The organism is Azospirillum sp. B4 (assembly GCF_000333275.1).
Taxonomy (GTDB): domain Bacteria; phylum Pseudomonadota; class Alphaproteobacteria; order Azospirillales; family Azospirillaceae; genus Nitrospirillum.
Genome location: NZ_BACU01000261.1, coordinates 17,439 through 34,570 on the forward strand (window position 1 = coordinate 17,439; position 17,132 = coordinate 34,570).

Below are 17,132 nucleotides of genomic sequence, written 5' to 3' on the forward strand. Positions count from 1 at the left end.
TGTTCATATCGTCCGGGTCTGGACTGACATGAGTGCCGCATGCGCGGCGGCGATATCCGCGCTGCCACCGCTGTCGCAGCGATCGCAGATGTCCTTCAGTTCCGCCAGGGGCCGCGCGGGGTCGCCGATCTCCGTCGCAAGCCTGACGCGGCTCGTCGCCGCGCGCAGCGCGAAGCCGAGGGCGCCCCTCTCACGACCCAGGTCCACGGCTTCCTCAAGGTGCCGCATCGCGCCGTCCGCATCCCCGTCCCGCCAGCGCATCAAGCCTTGAAGATGCAGGAATTCGGCGTCGCACCACCGGTCTCCGCGCTGCCGGCAGTAGGTCAGGCCGTCATCGATGCTCTCCCGGGCGACCGCGACCTGGTCGTGCGAAAGCGCCGCGTGGGCGAGCATCACATACCGCAGGGGCAAATGGATAAGGTGGTTGCATTCGCGAATGGTGGCGATCGCGTCCCTCAACCGCTGGACCGCCGCCCCATCCCCGCGCGCGGCGTCGATCGCCGCCTGGTGAAAGCGGGCGAAAGGCCGCCAGGTTTCAATCTGGCGCGTCTTCAGGCGCTCGAACAGCATGGTCGCCCTCGCCTGCGCCAAATCAACCCGGCCGCATAGCAGCGCTATGGGCGTGGCGGCGAGGGCCAGCGAATGCGCACAGGACAGGTCATGGTCCAAAGCCAGCGCGGCGTTGAGCGCCTCCTCCGCGACGTCAAGCGACCTCCGATGCTGGCCCACGACCCAGGTGGACAATGAAAGGTGATTTCTGAAATTGACGAACCTGTCGATCTGGAACCGTGAGGTCTGGCCTCGATTGCCGAACGTCGCATGCTCGCGCGCCAAACGCTCAAGACCCGCGTGCCCCGATGTGATGTTCCCCTGGTAGAATTCGCACATGAGCATTTGCCGGTCGGCATTGGGGGCTGCGGAATAATCGTTCACGGCCGCCATGAAGCGGCGAAGGTCGGCTATCGTCTCCACCGCCCTTTGATGAAAGCCCATGGCGCACTGGACATTCGCCAGGCCGACCTTGGTGCGGAGGCAGTGCTCCACGCTTCCCGCTTCCAAGGCGAACTCGTAGCCCCTGATCCAGGTCGCTTCGAGTTTCTCATCGAAAGGATAGCGGTAGCAGAGATTCCAGCCGTGCGCCGCCACCAGCTTCATACGCAGCAGCAGATGGTCACCGGACAGTCCGTCCAGCACGGACAGCGCCGTTTCAACGCGCGCCCCGCTTTCCATCATCGTGGAGAATTCCACCCAGAACGGCAGGGCGGCGACGGTCAGCCTCACCCCAAGTTCGGCTTGCCCTTCCGTGTCGTAGGCCCAGTCGATCATGCGGCGAAGGTCGGCGCTCCACCCGCCATAGAGCGCGGTCCAGTCTTCACGCGGCCGCCATGTCCAGTCCGCCTCCGCCCTTTCGAACAGCGCGAGGATGAAGCGGCCATAGGCGATCATCGCGGCCTGTTGCTCCCCCCGCTCGATCAGCCGTTCGCCGGCGAAGGTTCGGGTGCTGTCAAGCAAGCGGTAACGGCGGCGCCGATCGGCATAGCTGACCGACACCATGGATTTGACCGCCAGGGCTTCCAGCCACGCGATGATGTCGTCGTCGGTCGCCAGGTGACCGAAGGCGTCGATGACATCGTCCAGCGCGAACGTGCCGCCGAAAACGGAAAGATGGCGCAGCAGCCGGGCCTCATTCCCGGAAAGCAGGCCGTAGCTCCAGTTGAGCGTCGCCGTCAGCGTCCTGTGCCGGGACGCGCCATCCCCAGGCGAGGCCAGCGCTTCGAAGTCACACTCCAGCATGCGCAGCAGTGCTGCCGGGCCATGGGCCGGCAACCGGGGTGCCGCCAGTTCGATCGCCAGCGCGATGCCATCGAGACGGCGGCTGAGCGCGGCAAGCGCGGGGACGTCCGCGTTCTTCAGCCTATAACCGTGCGCCCCGGCGCGTCGAACCAGCAATTCGATCGCCGAATAGGCCATCGCCGACCCCGCGTCCAGAACCGCGTCCTCGGGCGGGCAGCGGAGGGGGGGAAGCCGATGGACCGTCTCGAGCCGGCATCTCAGCGGCTCGCGGCTGGTCGCTATGATACTCAGCCGGTGCAACGCGTGGTTCAGATGGTCCGTTATGCCGGCCACGGTCGCCAGGACATGTTCGCAATTGTCCAGGACCAGAAGCCGGTCCTGGTCGCGCAACGCGTCAACCAGGCCGTCCAGCGCGTCGATCGGCTTGCTGTCGATCCCAAGCGCGCGGGCGATGGCCAGGGTGACAAGCTGTCCGTTCCCGATCGCGGCCAAGTCGACGAAGCACACGGCCTGCCCCCCGGCATCGCCGATGTGCCTTGCCGCCGCGATGGCGATGCTCGTCTTGCCGACGCCGGCGGGGCCGACAATCGTGAGCAGCCGCGTCTGGCGCATCGCCTCGACGATCTCCGCCAGCGCGCCAGCGCGCCCGACCAACGGCTTTGCCGGCGGCAGCGCCCCGTCGATCCCCTTGATCGATGGGGGCAGCACCGGCTCCCGCGGCCCGAGCACCGACAGCGGTGCGACGAAGCGATATCCCCGGCCCGGCACCGTCGCTATGCAGGGGACATCAACGCCGTTGGCCCGCAATGCACGGCGCAGGGCGGCGATGTTGACCTTGAGGTTGCTCTCCACGACGAACAGGTTGGGCCATGCCGCATGGAAGAGCTCATCCTTCTCGACGACCTCTCCTGGCCGGCGCACCAGCGCGTGAAGCAAGTCCATGGCGCGCGACCCGACGCGGACCGGGACATCGCCGCACAGCAGGGACTGCCGGGCTGGTGTGAACCGGCAGGTGCCGAAGCAGTAGGTCGTGGCATCGATCGCTTCAGCCCCCTCCACCGTTCCTCCCTTTCCACGGTCGTAGGTGTGAAGGCGCCGCGATGCGCCGCAGGCGCGCCCTGAAGATGGCGGTGCATCGATCCTATAACGGGGTTTGACTTTTTTTAACCAACCATGTGGGCGCCGCAATGATATCCAAATGACGGGCTGACGAGGCGAAGATGACCCCGCCGGACACGCCCAAGACCACCCACATTGAGCAGATTCACGCCTCCGGTGGCCGTTGCAGGCATGGCTGGTGGCGCCCGGACTCGGATTGATCGGGTAACCATCGGATCGAGGGATACAGGGCATGCCCCGTGCGCTCAGCACACTGACCTTGTCAGACGCCAAGCGGATGCTTGAGGCGGGTGAAGCGAAGGCGGCCAGCCTTGGCATTCCCTACAATATCGCCGTGGTCGATGCGGGCGGCGCGCTGATCGCGTTCGCTCGCCAGGACGGCGCGCTGGAAGGAAGCATCGATCTCGCCATCGGTAAGGCCAAGACGGCGCGGATGTTCGACAAGACGACCGAATATCTCGCCGAACTGGCACAGCCCGGCGCGCCCCTGTTCGGGATAGCGCAAAGCAATGGCGGCCAGGTCGTGATCTTCGGCGGCGGCCTGCCGGTCAAAATTGGTGACCAGATCGTCGGCGCCGTTGGCGCCAGCGCCGGCTCGGTGGCGCAGGACATTGCGGTCGCCGAGGCGGCGGCGGCCGCGATTTCATCAGACCCAGCATCGTGAAGGAGGCCAGAGATGAAGGCAGCGCGCATTCTTGAATACAAGAAGCCCCTCGTCCTCGAGGACATCGCGGTTCCGGACATCCAACCCGACGAGGTGCTGGTGAAGGTCGCGGCCTGTGGCATGTGCCGGTCGGATGTGCTGCTGATCGATGGCTTTTTCCAGGGCTATGGCGATATTCCGCCACCGGTCATCCCCGGGCATGAAATCACCGGCACGATCGCGAAGATCGGCAGCGTGGTGTCCAAGGCCGCGGGGATCGAGGAAGGGGATCATGTCGTCGTCTCGCCAGGCTGGGGCGATGGCGTCTGCAAGCATTGCCAGGTTGGCGACACCCACATCTGCCCCAATGTCCGATGGCCCGGCTTCGGCCCCTATGGCGGCTTCGCCGAATATATCCCGGTGCCCGCCCGCTATGTGATCAAGGTCGCCAAGCACCTGAAGTTCGAACAGCTGGCACCGCTGACCGACGCCGGGCTGACACCCTATCGCGGCCTCAAGAAGATCCGGGACGCCGGGGGGCTCGGCCCCGATCGGGTGATCGGGGTGTTCGGCATCGGCGGCCTCGGCGCCTACGCCGTCCAATACGCCAAGCTGCTGGGTGCCGGCGGTCCCGTCGTCGCCGTCGCCCGCAACGAGGAAAAGCTGCAGGTCGCGAGGAAATATGGCGCCGACCATGTCATCGCGATCGAAGGCAAGACCTCCGAAGACGTGGGCAAGGAGCTGAAGAAGGCGACCGGGCAGGACAAGTTCGACGCGATCATCGACTGCGCCGGCGCGACCGAGATGATGCGGCTCGCCTTCTCGCGGCTGGCGATCGGCGGCCATTATGCCGACGTCGGCTTCATCGGCGACCGGATCGACATCCCGCTGTTCCCGCGCGTGTCCGGTGAACAGACCTTCCACGGATCCTTCTGGGGCAACAATGCCGACCTGACCGAGGTCATGGCGCTCGCCGCGGAGGGCAAGATCCAGCACACGATCAAGACGATCTCGTTCGACGATATCAACGAACATATCGATCTCATGCGGGACAACAAGATTGTCGGGCGGGCGGTCGTCACGTTCTGACAGTATGAATGACGAGAGCGGAATTAAACCCCAGGTTTGGAGAAGATCGTGACCCAGCATGTGCTGTTCATCGTCACCAACGCGGCCGTGATCGGTCCCCACAGCCGCAAGACCGGCTTCTTTTTCGCGGAGGTCGCCCATCCGTTCGAGGTGCTGGACGCCGCCGGCATCGCGGTGGAGTTCGCGTCGCCCGCCGGCGGGTGGACCCCCTATGACGCGTATGACGACAACGACCCCGCCCAGAAGGCGTTCTTCGAGAGCAAGGCCTTCCGGCGGTTGAATCGCAGCCGCAAGCTCTCCGAGGTGGATGCCGCCGACTACGATGCCATTCTCGTGCCCGGCGGCCTCGGGCCCATGGTCGACATTCAGCGCAATGCGGAGGTCCAGCGGGCGATCGTGCGCGCCTGGACGACCGGCAAGCTCGTGACCGCCGTTTGCCACGGACCTTGCGCGCTGCTCGGTGTCGACCTTGGGGACGGCACGCCGTTCGTACACGGCAAGAAGCTCACCTCCTTCTCGAAGAAGGAAGAATATGACTATGCGCGTGAGGACGTGCCCTACGAACTCGAGGATGCCCTGAGGGCCGAGGGTGCCGAATATTCCTCCGCCGCGAATTGGCAACCGCATGTCGTCGTCGATGGACGCCTCATCACCGGCCAGAATCCCGCCTCGGCGGGTGAACTTGGAAAGAAGCTGCTTGCCGCCCTGCGGGACGGTGCCACGTCGGCGTGAGGCGGGGCGACGTCGAACGGGAGAACCGCCGTGTCGCAAGCAACAGTGAAAATCACGGCCAGCCTGACGGCCCGTCCCGGCAAGGCGGAGGAGCTGCGGGCGCTTCTGCTCGGCATGGCGCCGTGTTGCCGGGCGGAGCCGGGTAATCTGCGCTGGGATGTCTGGCGGGATACCGCCCTGCCTGAACGCTACGTCCTCGACGAGCTTTACCGGGATGCCGAGGCGGCCGAGGCGCATCGCCGGACGCCCCACTATCAGGACTATCTCGCGAGGGTTCCGTCACTGGCGGACCGCTCGGCGCTCGTCCTTGAGGCGGTGGCGGTCGCCTGACGGACAGCCAATTCGGAGGGTCTCATGCTTCAGGTCGTGCAAGCTTTTGATCGCGAACATATCGCCGAGTTGCCGACGGACGACGCGGCGGCGCTCGACCACAAGCTGACCGTCGCCCGCGCGCGCTTTGAGGATCGGGGCGGTTGGCTGAAGGCGCATCAGCGCATGGCCGTGCTGCATCGGCTCGCGGACCTGGTCGCGCGGCAGCGGGAGACGTTCGCGATGCTCATCGCGCGCGAAGGGGGCAAGCCCTACACCGATGCCCTGGTCGAGACCGACCGCGCCATCGATGGAATCCGCGCGGCCGCCGACCTGCTTCGCACCCGTGGCGGCACGGAGATACCGATGGGGCTGACCCCCGCCAGCGAGGGGCGGCGCGCCTGGACGATCCTGGAACCGATCGGCGTGGTTGCCGCGATCTCGGCGTTCAACCATCCCCTCAACCTCATCGTGCACCAGGTCACCCCGGCGATCGCCACGGGCTGTCCGGTCATCGTCAAGCCCGCGGCGGCGACACCGCTTTGCTGTGTCGAGCTGGTCAGGCTGGTCCAGGAAGCCGGCATGCCGGACGGTTGGGTGCAGACGCTGCTTCCCGAAAGCCGCGATCTGTCGGGCGCCTTCGCCAGCGATTCGCGGGTCGCTTTCCTGAGTTTCATCGGGTCGGGCGCGGTGGGCTGGCGCCTCCGCGCCAATCTGGCCCCGGGAACGCGTTGCGCGCTCGAGCATGGCGGGGTGGCGCCGGTGATCGTCGACCGCACCGCTGACATCGACGCGATCATCGAGCCGCTCGCCAAGGGCGGCTACTATCACGCGGGCCAGGTTTGCGTTTCGGTCCAGCGGATCTACGTGCATGAAACGCTCAAGGACATCTTCGTCGAGCGGTTCGCCGAGCGTATCGGGCGGCTGCGCGTCGGTGATCCGCGGCTGGCCGAAACCGAGGTGGGCCCGCTGATTCAGCCGGCCGAGGCCGATCGGGTTGCCCGCTGGGTCGAGGAAGCCGTGACGGGTGGCGCCCGTCTGATCGGCGGCGGGCGGCTGAGCGACACGACGCTGGCACCGGCGATTCTCGTCGATCCGCCGAAACAGGCGACGGTGTCGCGGGAGGAGGTGTTTGGCCCGGTCACCTGCGTGTTCGGGTTCGGTGACCTTGACGATGCCATCCGTGAGGCCAATGCGCTGCCGGTCACGTTCCAGAGCAGCATCTTCACGCGCGACCTCGCCGTGGCGCTCGACGCGGCCGAGCGTCTCGACGCCTCCGCGGTCATGGTCAATGACCACACCGCCTTCCGCACCGACTGGATGCCGTTCGCCGGCCGGCGGGCGTCCGGCTATGGGGTCGGTGGCATTCCCAATACCGCCCGTGAGATGACGGCGGAGAAAATGATCGTCTTCAGGTCGTGAAGGGCTTACGGGCGGGTGGATTTGGGGCGCTTCTTCATCACGCCGTCAGGCACTACCCGCCCCAGCATCATGCCGCCGCCTGCCACGGCCAGCAGCCAAGCGGCACGCCAGCGCAGAAGGCCCAAACCCGATCGATGATGAATTTATCTGGTAAGTAGCGGAGACCGGATGACTCAACGGTCTCAGCTGTCTATTCGCCTGCACTTTGAAGCGAATGGCGCGCCCGGAAGGACTCGAACCTCCAACCCCCAGATTCGTAGTCTGGTGCTCTATCCAATTGAGCTACGGGCGCTTTTTCGTCTCGCCGGTGTCGGCCGGTGAGGTGGGTGCTTGTAGAGGATGATCGGGGGGGATGCAACAGCTTTTTTTGCCGCCCTCGCGATTTCTTTCCGGCCGCCCGTCCGGCCCCGCGACGCGGGCGCAACGGCGCTGCATCGCCATGCATTGTCCAGGCGCGGGGGATGGGCTATCTACCCAATCTTCCATCTTCTCGAAATTTTTTGACCGTCCGCGGAGCGCCGCCCCCATGTCGTCCAAACACGCCGATACCGCCAAGAACTTCCCCGTCACCTGGGAAGAACTGCACCGTCATGCCAAGGCGCTGGCCTGGCGCATCAGCGACAAGGGGCCGTGGAAGGGCATCGTCGCCATCACCCGCGGCGGCCTGGTGCCGGCCGCCATCCTGGCGCGGGAACTGAACATCCGCCTGATCGACACCATCTGCATCAGCAGCTACGACCACCAGAACCAGCGCACCGCCCAGAACCTGAAGGCGCCGGTGGCGGTGGAAGGCGAGGGTGAGGGTTGGCTGATCGTCGATGACCTGGTGGACACGGGCAAGACCGCCGCCATCGTGCGCAACATGATGCCCAAGGCGCACTTCGCCACCATTTACGCCAAGCCGGCCGGGCGCCCCCTGGTGGACACCTTCATCACCGAGGTGTCGCAGGACACCTGGATCCACTTCCCCTGGGATTTGAACCCCATCGCCTACATGCAGATCCGCAACGACTGATCCGCATTGGTCTCCGCCACGACGAACGGCCCCGCCTGGCATCCCGGCGGGGCCGTTCGCGTTTCCACCGAAACTCAAGCGCCCGCCAGGCACCTACTTGGATTCAGGTGACACCACCTGGCTCAGATGCGGGGTGTCGGGGTCGGCGATGATGGCGCGCAGGGCGGAACGATCCTGCGGCAGCTTGCCCAGGGGCACATCCATCAGGGTGTCGGCCCGGGTGTTCAGGGGCACCGGCTTGCCGTAGATGGCGTTCAGCCGCTCGTACTCCGCCCGGTGGAAGGCGTCGTCCTCCTCGGGGTTGGGGTAGATGCGGGGGGTGATGATGATGTCTTCCTGCTGGGTGGCGCCAGTGGCGCGGCGGGGTCCCGGCGCGGGGACTGACACCGACTGGGTGGTGGCCGTGGGCTGTGCGGTGGTGGTTTGTTGCGCGTCGGCGGGCAGGGCCAACAAAGCCGCGCCCAGCAGCGCCGCCGATACGGTGGCCGATACGGTGGCCGATACGGTGAAGGAGAGGGAAAGGCGGGTCGGCATGGCGTCGGTCTCCTCTGATGCCGGCCCAGGGGGGGCCGAACGGGTAAGGAATCCGCGACCGCGAACAAAAGCCCCCCGGAACCCGCGACCGGGGTTGCGGGGAGGCGGCGGCGGGTAAGCCACTTGAGACCGATAATATAGGCGAGACCGGCGCTTATTCCCAGACGGCCAGGGCGCTTATTCCCAACCGCCTAGCAGGGGGCGCATGCGCTTGCTGTCCACATTGCGCACCTTCTGGCGGCCGTGGACATGGGCCGGGGCGGGCGCGATGGGGCCGCCGGCCCGCACCGGGCGCTCGGCGAAGCGGCCCAGCGAGATCATGCGGTCGTACATGACGATGGCGGCGGCCACGGCCACGTTGACGCAGAATTTGATGGGAATCTTGATGATGTGCTCGCAGCGCGCCTGCATGGCCGGCGACAAACTGCCGCGCTCCGGCCCCAGGACATAGGCCGCCCGCAGCGGGTGGCGGAAGCTGGGCAGGTCCACCGCGTCATCCGTCAGTTCCACGCCAACCAGGGTGCAGCCCTCGGGCAGGGCCATGGCCGCGACGCTGGGATAGGTGTAGAGCGGGACGTGGTCCTGGCCGCCGGACGTGTCCACCCGGTTCACCTCATCCAGGTCCAGGGCCGCGTTCACGGTGAACACGAAACTCGCCCCGAACGCATGTCCGGAGCGCATGATGGTCCCGATGTTGCCCGACTTGCTGATCCCCTCGGCGCCCAGGGCGAAATATCCGCGCATGCCGCGCACCTTGCACAAGGCAAGCCGCTTGGGCAAGGTTCCAGCCCCTCGGGAAACAGGATTGCAGTCATGCCCCGCCCGGGGGGAGAACGCGCATCCAGACCCATCAGGCAACCCCTCAGGCGGACGGCCGGCCATGCACGACCACGACGATCACGATCATCACCACGGTGACGGCTGCGGCCATGACCATCAGCTGGCCAAGGACCAGACGGCGGTGCGCCAGATCTCCATCCCCGACCGGTCCGACGCGCCCATCCTGGTGGAGGTGACGCGGGGGGCCATGGTGGAATCCCGCCATCGCGGCCGGGTGGTGGTGGTGGACGCCGACGCCCGCGTGGTGGCCCACTGGGGGGACGTGGACGGGTTGGTCTATCCCCGCTCCTCCAACAAGGCCTTGCAGGCCATCCCCCTGATCGAAAGCGGGGCGGCCGACGCCTACGCTGTCACGGATGAGGAACTGGCCCTGGCCTGCGCCTCCCACCAGGGGGAGACCATGCACACCCAGCGCGTGGCCGCCTGGCTGGACCGGCTGGACCTGTCGGTGGACCACCTGGAATGCGGCGCCCATCTGCCGACGCATGAGCCGACGGCGGCCGCCTTGCTGGCGGCGGGCGGGCGGCCCACGGCCCTGCACAACAACTGCTCCGGCAAGCACACCGGCTTCCTGGCGGTGGCCAAGCACAAGGGGGAGAAGCTGGCCGGCTACGTCCGGTATCAGCACCCGGTGCAGCAGCGCATCCTGGGCGTCATCGAACAGGTGACGGGGCAGGACCTCAGCCGCGCCCCCTGGGGCGTGGACGGCTGTTCCATCCCCACCATCGGCCTGCCCCTGGGCGCCCTGGCCCTGGGCATGGCCCGCCTGGCCGATCCCGACAGCCTGCCCGACCGGCGGGCGGAGGCGGTGACGCGCCTGCGCCGCGCCTGGGGGGCCCATCCCGAACTGGTGGGCGGCACCGGCAACTTCGACACCGAGGTCATGCGCGCCGCCAATTCCGCCGTGCTGCTGAAGTCGGGGGCGGAGGGCGTGTGCTGCGCCGTGCTGCCGGAACACGGCTTGGGCATCGCCCTGAAGATCGAGGACGGGGCGCCCCGGGCCGCCGGCCCCGCCATGGCGGCGGTGCTGAAGCGCCTGGGCGTGCTGCCCGACACGGTGTGGGACGGCGTCGCCCACCTGGCCGTCGCCCCCGTCACCAGCCGCCGGGGCGACACCGTCGGCGAAATCCGCCCCACCGCGGCGGCGGCGGGGTGAGCCGGATATGAGGGGGCGGTCGATCATTGGGCCCATGCCCAAATGATGGTACCATCGTCTCATCAGGAAGGTTTTCCGCGATGAACCATAGTCCGCCTCGCCGCTCCGTCCCGCTTCCACATGGGGAAGATGAGGAATTTCATCGCCAAGCCAAGGAATTGGTAGCCTCGCTTGAGGCTGCGCAGGCCGAGCTTGATCGCGACGGGCCGGTTTCCCGTGATGAACTGGCCTCCATGCTACGGGAACTGGGGCGAGAGTGGGGACTGGACGATGATGTGGATGAGGCGGCGAAAAAAGGGCCTGTGCCAAATCCGTGATGCGTCTATCGGATCTGCTGGCTGATCCGCCTGAGAATCTATCCGCCGCCGCTGCCCGGGATCTTTTGCGGATCTTGAGGGAGAGTTGGCAGGAATGGGGTAGCCATACCGCCTTCCAGACACGGAATCGCCTCTTCAAACGCTGCCATTCGGTAGCCGATGGCGTGGCGCATGGCCACAGCCGCCCGGACATCGCGCACAGCCATCCATGGCTTTTCCTGAACGAGGCGCCTTTTGTGATCGTGTACCACCCCGGTACGCGGCGGGTGGTCCGTATCCTTCACGGGGCCAGGGACTTTCCTCGGATTCTCCGATGACCGGGCAGTAAAAAGCCCGCCGGTGTCCGTCAGGATCACCGGCGGGTTCTGGGGCTGCCCCGCCCTTTTTAGTGGATGGACTCGCCGTGCAGGGCGATGTCCAGGCCGTCGCGCTCGATATCCTCATCCACGCGCAGGCCGATCACCAGATCGATGATCTTCAGCAGGACGAAGGTGATGACGCCGCACCACACGACGGTGAAGGCGACACCTTCCAGCTGGGTGATGACCTGGGCGGCGTTGCCCTCGATCAAACCCAGCTTCGTGTCCGGCGCGTCCTTCAGCGCGGCGGCGAAGGCCCCCTCGCTGTTGGCGATGGAGATTTTGGCGAAGACGCCGGTCAGGATGGCACCCACGATGCCGCCGATGCCGTGCACGCCGAAGGCGTCCAGGCTGTCGTCATAGCCCAGGGCCCGCTTCAGGGAGGTGGCGGTGAAGAAGCAGATGACGCCGGCGGCGATGCCGATGGCGAAGGCGCCCACCGTGTCGACGAAGCCGGCGGCCGGGGTGATGGCCACCAGGCCGGCGACGGCGCCGGAGATGATGCCCAGGACCGAGGGCTTGCCCTTCAGCGCCCACTCGACGAACACCCAGGCCAGCGCCGCCGCACCCGTGGCCACCTGGGTCACGGTCATGGCCATGCCGGCGCGCGGACCGGCGGTCAGGGCCGAACCGGCGTTGAAGCCGAACCAGCCCACCCACAGCAGCGAGGCGCCGATGAGGCTGAGCACCAGGTTGTGCGGGCTGAAGTCGGCGTTCGGGTAGCCCTTGCGCTTGCCGATCACCAGGCAGGCCACCAGGCCGGCGATGCCGGCGTTGATGTGCACCACGGTGCCGCCGGCGAAGTCCAGCACGCCCAGCTTGGCCAGATAGCCGTTGGGGTGCCACACCGTGTGGGCGATGGGGGCGTAGACCAGCAGTGACCACAGCGTGATGAAGATCAGCATGGCCGAGAACTTCATGCGATCGGCGAAGGCGCCGGTGATCAGCGCCGGCGTGATGATCGCGAAGGTCATCTGGTACATCATGAACACCGGCTCCGGGATCGTCGGGGCCAGGGCGTGCGTGCCGGCCGGGTCCATGCCCGCCAGCAGGATGCGGCTGAAGCCGCCGATGAATTCCTTGGCGTCCGTCGCGTCGCTGGCGGCGGTGAAGGACAGGCTGTAGCCCACCAGCGCCCACAGGACGGTGATCAGACAGGTGATGGCGAAGCTTTGCATCACCATGGCCAGCACGTTGAACTTGCGGACCATGCCGCCGTAGAACAGCGCCAGGCCGGGGATGGTCATCATCAGCACCAGGGCGGTGGACATCAGCATCCACGCCGTGTCGCCGCCGCTGATGGCGGGGGCGGCCGGTGCCGCGGCCGCGGCGGCTTCAGCGGCGGGGGCCGCCGCGTCCTGCGCGAAGGCCAGCGCGGGCAGGGCCGCCGCCAGCGCCATCGCGCCCAGTCCAACTACACGCTTTCCCACCACGCTCATCCCGCACCCCATTCCCAGTCGTTACCAGCCAAGTCGTTACAGCCAACCCGCGCCCACCAAAGGGCGCCGCCCCCTCGTTCAAAAAAGGACGCCGCCCTTCTTTCAAACTTCGTGCCGCGCCGCACCCAGACAGTACCTGGGCTTTTCATGGGCGGAGCGTGACTGATTTATGGGCGGGCCGGCGCCTGCGGCTTAAGGGAATGCGGAGTGGATGCCTATAATATGGGCGGGATTTCATCTAAAATGGCGGGTGTATCGCAGATTTATCAACGCTCTAGCTTCGTAAGCGGTCAAATATCGGCGCCTTTGGCGGCAGATGAAAACACAATTGCCCATTCAGTGGGCAAAATCCGGCCAATGAGAAGAGCCGCCCCAAAAACGGCAACGCCGGCACCACCCCTTTTCATGAGCGAAAAGGGGGCGGTGCCGGCGGCTTCGAAAACGCGCGAAGGAGATCGCGGGGATGCGCGATTACTCTTCTTCCTCGTCGGCGTCCTGCTCGATCTGGTTGGCCAGGTCGTGCAGCATGTCGACCACGTCCTGGTGGGTGGTCTCTTCCACCGCCTGGTTCACGGCCACTTCGATCATGGCGACCGCGACATAGGCGGCCAGGGGGCCGGCCTCCTTGAGCGCCGCCTCAAGATGCTTTTCCGCGACGCTCAGCGCCTTCTCGAACAGGGCTTCCGCGGTGGAGTTGTTGGTGTCGCTCATGGCAGACCTTCACTGTGATAATAGGGGTGTATGGGTCGGTTGCCGGGCAGCTATAGCACCGTTCCCAAGGGCCGTCACGCCACCCCGCTTGCCAAAGGCCGTCCCCCACCCCTAATCCCTGGGGCTGATCCCGCCCCGTCACAGGAACTTAACGCCCGTGTCCGTCCCGAACCCGCTTCCGCCAGGCCCCGCCGGTGTCCCCACTGGGGCCGACGATCCGTCTTTCGACTTGGCCGACGCTGCCAGTTACCGTTTCTGGACGGATGAACATGTGCGCTTCAACGACCTGGACCCGGTGGGCCATGTCAACAACAACGCCTTCGGCGTCTATTTCGAATCGGGCCGCGTGGCGCTGCACCAGTCGTTGCGCACGGCGGGGGATTTCAGGCGCCATGCCATCGTGATGCGCAAGATCACCATCGACTACCTGGCGGAGATCACCTACCCCAACGCCGTGCGCGTCGGCACCCGCCTGGTGCGGCTGGGCCGCACCTCATGGACCACGGGCTGCGCCCTGTTCGTTGACGGCCGCTGCCACGCCACCGCCCTGTCGGTTTCGGTCCTGGTGGACGCTGGCAGCCACCGACCCACCCCCATTCCTGATGATCTGCGCCCCGCGCTGGAGGGTTTCCTGTGAACCGCCGTCCTCCCCCCCAAGGCCGTGGCGGCAAGCCTTCCGGCAACCGTCACCAGACCCGCCGCCCGCCGGCCCGCCCGGTCGTGGAACCGCCTACCACCGGCCCCATTGAGATCACGGTGGAAAGCGTGGGGGCGCTGGGCGACGGCGTCGCCCGCTGGCAGGAACCCTATGGGCCGGAGCACCGGCTGTTCGTGCCCCAGACCCTGGTGGGCGACCGGCTGATGGTGCGCTTCGCCCAGCAGCGCGGCGAAGGCTGGCTGGTGGAGCCGGTGTCCCTGCTGGGCGAGGGGCCGGGCCGGGCCGAACCCGCCTGCCGCCATTTCGGCACCTGCGGTGGCTGTACCCTGCAGCACATGGACGCCGACACCTACGGCGCCTGGAAAGTGGACCAGCTGCGCCACGCCCTGGCGCGTGCCGGTATCACCGACGTGCCGCTGGCGCCGCTGGCGCGCACGCCGCCCCAGGCCCGCCGCCGCGCCGTGCTGGCCGGCGCCCGCCGGGGCCGACGCCTATGGCTGGGATTCAACGAGCGCGCCAGCCACCGCCTGGTGGATGTGGAGGAGTGCGCGGTGCTGGCGCCGCGCCTGATGGCCCTGGTCGCGCCCTTGCGCGCCCTGCTGCTGGAGCTGCTGCCGGACGAGCATACGCTGGACGTGGCGCTGACCCTGCTGGACGACGGTCCCGACGTGGTGCTGATGGGCCTGCCGCAGCCTGATCTGACCGCGCTGGAGAAGCTGGGCGCCTTCGCCCAGGCCAACGACCTGGCCCGCCTCACTTGGTCCAGACGGCCGGGCGCGCCGGTGGAGCCCATCGCGCTGCGCCGCACCGGCGTCGTGCGCTTCGGCCCGGTGGCCGTGTCGCCCGCCCCCGGGTCCTTCCTGCAGGCCAGCGCCGAGGGCGAGGCCGCCCTGGTGGCGGAGGCGCTGGCCGGCGCCAAGGGGGCGGCCCGGGTCGCCGACCTGTTCGCCGGCAGCGGCACCCTGACTTTCCCGCTGTCCACCCTGGCCCCCGTGCACGCGGTGGAAGGCGATGGCGTGGCCGTCACGGCGCTGGAGGCGGCGGCCCGCACCGGCAACGGCGGCCATCCCGTGACGGTGGAACGCCGTGACCTGTTCAAGGAGCCGCTGTCGCCGGCGGAGCTGTCAGCCTACCAGGCGGTGGTGTTCGACCCGCCGCGCGCCGGCGCCGCGTCCCAGGCGGCGGCGCTGGCGGCCTCATCCGTGCCGGTGGTGGTCGCCATCTCCTGCAACCCGGTCAGCTTCGCCCGCGACGCGGCCCTGCTGCTGGGCGGGGGATATGTGCTGGAGCGGCTGGTGCCGGTGGACCAGTTCCTGTGGTCCCCCCACCTGGAGGTGGCGGCGCGCTTCCGTCGGCCCTGAGGCGCACGCCTGAGGCTCTGGCGCCACGGTGGCGTTAAAGGTGATGCCGGGGCGCCCTGCGGCGGTGCGGGGGCGGCGGGGGCGTGCTATAACCCCACCCCCGTTGGCGCAATCCAGAAGCGAGTCCGGCAGTCCCATGAGCAAGGCGCTTGAGATCCTTAAGTCCTACGCCCCGGCCACGGTGGCGGAAGAGAACGTGCTGAACGACATCCTGGACCGGCTGGGCCGCCGCTCCCTGGACGCCGACACCGCCATCGAACAGATCATCGACCGTCTGGACTGGCCGCTGGACCGGGCCGCCGCCGAGGTAGATGCCTATTTAGAGTAATTCCTCAGGCGCCGGTTTTTGAGTGTTCCTCAATCGCCGGCGTCCCCGTCCGGGGACTTGGCTTCCTCGCTCCGCCCTGCGGTGCTCGCTGCGGCGGCCACGGTCGTGGCCTAGTCGCTACGCTCCGTTGTGCCTTATGCTGAAACAGATGCTGACGGAACGAAGCGACAAGCCCGCCACCGCCGGCGCCTGGGGCGAACGAACACGCATCACTCGGTAATGCGTATGGTGGGAAGCCCCACCCCCGCGGCGGCGCGTTCGCGCAGGATTTCGCGGCGGAAGCGGTAAAGTTCCGCCGGCCGGCCGCCGGTGCGCACTTCCAGGGCGCCCGTCGCCTCCACCAGGCCGCCGGCGATCAGCAGGCGGCGGAAGTTCTGCTTGTGCAGGCGCACGCCCGACAGGGCCTCCACCAGGCGCTGCAGCTGGAACAAGGTGAACTGCGGCGGCAGCAGGTCGAACACCACCGGCCGGTATTTCAGCTTGCCGCGCACCCGGCCCAGGGCCGCCGCCAGGATGCGGCGGTTGTCCTGCGCCATGGGGATGCCGGTGGCGGCCAGGGCGTCGGGCTGCACCGGGCCGGACCACAGGCCCGCCACGTCGGCCGGCAGCTTGCCATTCTGCGCCAGGCGGGCCAGCACGGCGCGGTCGCGCGGCGCCTCCGCCACCAGGCCCGCCTCGTACAGCAGCTCATACCGTTCCAGAACCCGCTCGTAATCCCAGGCGTCGTCGTCGCGGCTGAAGGTGGTGTGCACCCGGTCGCGGCGAGCCGCCGCCAGGTCCGGGTCATGCGCGGCCCAGCGGTCCAGTGCCGGCAGCAGCGTGCGGGCGATCATGGCCGGCCGGCCGTCACGCCAGTCCTCCCACGGGAAATAGCTGTACCAGTCGTGCCATTCGGCGGCACCGGAGCCCGACAGGGGCGCCTCGCGCGTCAGGGCGATGTAGCCGACGGAAACAACGCGGGCGTCGCCGTCCACCTCCCGCAGGTCGCGGTAGCGGTCGCCGAAGGTGTACAGCTGTTCCACATAGCCCAGCGGCAGGCCGGTCAGCTCCGTCACCCAGCGGCGCAGGCCCTGTTCCAGGGTGCGGTGGCGTTCGGGCGCGAAGGGGCCGAAGGGCAGGGCGTCCCAGTCGCCGCTGGCCTGCTGCTGCGGTGTGGCCAGGTCGTGGGTCAGGCGGCGCACCACCAGCACGCGCGGCACCTCCCGCGTCACGGCCACGATCACGGCGGTCAGGCCGATGGACGCCCGCTCGGCTGAAGGGGGCGCGTAGGCTTGGGGTTGCCGGTCGCTGGTCACGAGTCTCCCGC

General features: G+C 67.6%; 18 protein-coding genes and 1 tRNA gene. 12 read left to right on the forward strand and 7 right to left on the reverse strand.

The genetic code is table 11. The annotated features are described in order from the left end of the window. Nucleotides 1–3: 3 nt before the first annotated feature. Nucleotides 4–2,853, reverse strand: a complete 2,850-nt coding sequence (locus I55_RS11165) for a winged helix-turn-helix domain-containing protein (RefSeq protein WP_044560621.1) — start codon at nucleotides 2,851–2,853, stop codon at nucleotides 4–6. Nucleotides 2,854–3,145: 292 nt separating this feature from the next. On the opposite strand from I55_RS11165, the gene I55_RS11170 reads away from it, so the two are divergent. Genes I55_RS11170 through I55_RS11190 form a run of 5 tightly spaced genes read left to right on the forward strand, consistent with a single transcriptional unit; the run spans nucleotide 3,146 to nucleotide 7,108 of the window. Continuing rightward, nucleotides 3,146–3,577, forward strand: a complete 432-nt coding sequence (locus tag I55_RS11170; protein ID WP_044560623.1) for a heme-binding protein — start codon at nucleotides 3,146–3,148, stop codon at nucleotides 3,575–3,577. Between the two features lie 12 nt (nucleotides 3,578–3,589). Then, entirely contained in the window at nucleotides 3,590–4,645 is a 1,056-nt protein-coding gene (locus I55_RS11175) for an NAD(P)-dependent alcohol dehydrogenase (RefSeq protein WP_044560624.1), read from the forward strand. A 48-nt stretch (nucleotides 4,646–4,693) separates the two neighbouring features. After that, on the forward strand, nucleotides 4,694–5,377 hold the full coding sequence (locus I55_RS11180; RefSeq protein WP_044560651.1) for a type 1 glutamine amidotransferase domain-containing protein: 684 nt from the start codon (nucleotides 4,694–4,696) through the stop codon (nucleotides 5,375–5,377). 30 nt (nucleotides 5,378–5,407) lie between these two features. After that, the gene (locus tag I55_RS11185) at nucleotides 5,408–5,707 is read left to right on the forward strand and encodes a putative quinol monooxygenase (RefSeq protein WP_044560625.1); all 300 of its coding nucleotides are present in this window, start codon (nucleotides 5,408–5,410) and stop codon (nucleotides 5,705–5,707) included. A gap of 24 nt (nucleotides 5,708–5,731) precedes the next feature. Further along, the gene (locus I55_RS11190) at nucleotides 5,732–7,108 is read left to right on the forward strand and encodes an aldehyde dehydrogenase family protein (RefSeq protein WP_044560626.1); all 1,377 of its coding nucleotides are present in this window, start codon (nucleotides 5,732–5,734) and stop codon (nucleotides 7,106–7,108) included. Between the two features lie 215 nt (nucleotides 7,109–7,323). Here I55_RS11190 and I55_RS11195 read toward each other — a convergent pair. Further along, nucleotides 7,324–7,400 (reverse strand) — tRNA-Arg (locus tag I55_RS11195). Between the two features lie 234 nt (nucleotides 7,401–7,634). On the opposite strand from I55_RS11195, the gene gpt reads away from it, so the two are divergent. After that, a complete protein-coding gene (gene gpt, locus I55_RS11200; protein ID WP_044560627.1) occupies nucleotides 7,635–8,123 on the forward strand; it encodes a xanthine phosphoribosyltransferase in 489 nt (162 codons plus the stop codon). A gap of 93 nt (nucleotides 8,124–8,216) precedes the next feature. Here the strand turns inward: gpt and I55_RS35375 are convergent, their stop codons facing one another. Both I55_RS35375 and I55_RS11210 read right to left on the reverse strand, forming a co-directional pair. After that, entirely contained in the window at nucleotides 8,217–8,657 is a 441-nt protein-coding gene (locus I55_RS35375) for a hypothetical protein (protein ID WP_044560628.1), read from the reverse strand. Between the two features lie 177 nt (nucleotides 8,658–8,834). Then, complete coding sequence (locus I55_RS11210; RefSeq protein WP_307718704.1) at nucleotides 8,835–9,437, reverse strand: TrmH family RNA methyltransferase; 603 nt, start codon at nucleotides 9,435–9,437, stop codon at nucleotides 8,835–8,837. A gap of 100 nt (nucleotides 9,438–9,537) precedes the next feature. On the opposite strand from I55_RS11210, the gene I55_RS11215 reads away from it, so the two are divergent. The 3 genes from I55_RS11215 (at nucleotide 9,538) to I55_RS39510 (ending at nucleotide 11,287) form a co-directional block, all read left to right on the forward strand. Next, nucleotides 9,538–10,653 (forward strand): asparaginase, encoded by a 1,116-nt coding sequence (locus tag I55_RS11215; protein ID WP_083901018.1) that lies wholly within the window; start codon nucleotides 9,538–9,540, stop codon nucleotides 10,651–10,653. 80 nt (nucleotides 10,654–10,733) lie between these two features. Next, nucleotides 10,734–10,970, forward strand: coding sequence for a hypothetical protein (locus tag I55_RS35855; protein WP_148293678.1), 237 nt, complete (start codon nucleotides 10,734–10,736; stop codon nucleotides 10,968–10,970). Then, entirely contained in the window at nucleotides 10,970–11,287 is a 318-nt protein-coding gene (locus I55_RS39510; RefSeq protein ID WP_083901019.1) for a type II toxin-antitoxin system RelE/ParE family toxin, read from the forward strand. The genes I55_RS35855 and I55_RS39510 overlap by 1 nt, the downstream gene beginning before the upstream one ends. Nucleotides 11,288–11,355: 68 nt before the next feature. On the opposite strand, the gene I55_RS11220 is transcribed toward I55_RS39510, so the two are convergent. Next, nucleotides 11,356–12,768, reverse strand: a complete 1,413-nt coding sequence (locus I55_RS11220; protein ID WP_044560629.1) for an ammonium transporter — start codon at nucleotides 12,766–12,768, stop codon at nucleotides 11,356–11,358. 471 nt (nucleotides 12,769–13,239) lie between these two features. Beyond that, nucleotides 13,240–13,479: a hypothetical protein gene (locus tag I55_RS11225; protein WP_040843696.1), complete on the reverse strand. Its 240-nt coding sequence runs from the start codon at nucleotides 13,477–13,479 to the stop codon at nucleotides 13,240–13,242. A gap of 157 nt (nucleotides 13,480–13,636) precedes the next feature. Here I55_RS11225 and I55_RS11230 point away from each other — a divergent pair, with 157 nt between their 5' ends. The 3 genes from I55_RS11230 to I55_RS11240 all read left to right on the forward strand — a co-directional run bounded on the left by I55_RS11230 (nucleotide 13,637) and on the right by I55_RS11240 (nucleotide 15,826). Next, nucleotides 13,637–14,116, forward strand: coding sequence for a thioesterase family protein (locus I55_RS11230; protein WP_252181110.1), 480 nt, complete (start codon nucleotides 13,637–13,639; stop codon nucleotides 14,114–14,116). Further along, nucleotides 14,113–15,498, forward strand: a complete 1,386-nt coding sequence (locus tag I55_RS11235) for a class I SAM-dependent RNA methyltransferase (RefSeq protein WP_083901020.1) — start codon at nucleotides 14,113–14,115, stop codon at nucleotides 15,496–15,498. Before I55_RS11230 ends, I55_RS11235 begins: the two co-directional genes overlap by 4 nt. A gap of 136 nt (nucleotides 15,499–15,634) precedes the next feature. Beyond that, nucleotides 15,635–15,826 (forward strand): hypothetical protein, encoded by a 192-nt coding sequence (locus I55_RS11240; protein ID WP_044560632.1) that lies wholly within the window; start codon nucleotides 15,635–15,637, stop codon nucleotides 15,824–15,826. A gap of 209 nt (nucleotides 15,827–16,035) precedes the next feature. Here I55_RS11240 and I55_RS11245 read toward each other — a convergent pair whose 3' ends face one another. Continuing rightward, entirely contained in the window at nucleotides 16,036–17,121 is a 1,086-nt protein-coding gene (locus I55_RS11245; RefSeq protein ID WP_049974026.1) for a hypothetical protein, read from the reverse strand. Nucleotides 17,122–17,132 lie beyond the last annotated feature (11 nt).

Excerpts from the sequence above, each read along its gene's own strand:
- I55_RS11170 (WP_044560623.1), top strand. The coding sequence starts at position 3,146 with ATGCCCCGTGCGCTCAGCACACTGACCTTGTCAGACGCCAAGCGGATG.
- I55_RS11175 (WP_044560624.1), top strand. The coding sequence starts at position 3,590 with ATGAAGGCAGCGCGCATTCTTGAATACAAGAAGCCCCTCGTCCTCGAG.
- I55_RS11190 (WP_044560626.1), top strand. The coding sequence starts at position 5,732 with ATGCTTCAGGTCGTGCAAGCTTTTGATCGCGAACATATCGCCGAGTTG.
- gpt (WP_044560627.1), top strand. The coding sequence starts at position 7,635 with ATGTCGTCCAAACACGCCGATACCGCCAAGAACTTCCCCGTCACCTGG.
- I55_RS35375 (WP_044560628.1), bottom strand. The coding sequence starts at position 8,657 with ATGCCGACCCGCCTTTCCCTCTCCTTCACCGTATCGGCCACCGTATCG.
- I55_RS11215 (WP_083901018.1), top strand. The coding sequence starts at position 9,538 with ATGCACGACCACGACGATCACGATCATCACCACGGTGACGGCTGCGGC.
- I55_RS35855 (WP_148293678.1), top strand. The coding sequence starts at position 10,734 with ATGAACCATAGTCCGCCTCGCCGCTCCGTCCCGCTTCCACATGGGGAA.
- I55_RS39510 (WP_083901019.1), top strand. The coding sequence starts at position 10,970 with ATGCGTCTATCGGATCTGCTGGCTGATCCGCCTGAGAATCTATCCGCC.
- I55_RS11220 (WP_044560629.1), bottom strand. The coding sequence starts at position 12,768 with ATGAGCGTGGTGGGAAAGCGTGTAGTTGGACTGGGCGCGATGGCGCTG.
- I55_RS11225 (WP_040843696.1), bottom strand. The coding sequence starts at position 13,479 with ATGAGCGACACCAACAACTCCACCGCGGAAGCCCTGTTCGAGAAGGCG.
- I55_RS11240 (WP_044560632.1), top strand. The coding sequence starts at position 15,635 with ATGAGCAAGGCGCTTGAGATCCTTAAGTCCTACGCCCCGGCCACGGTG.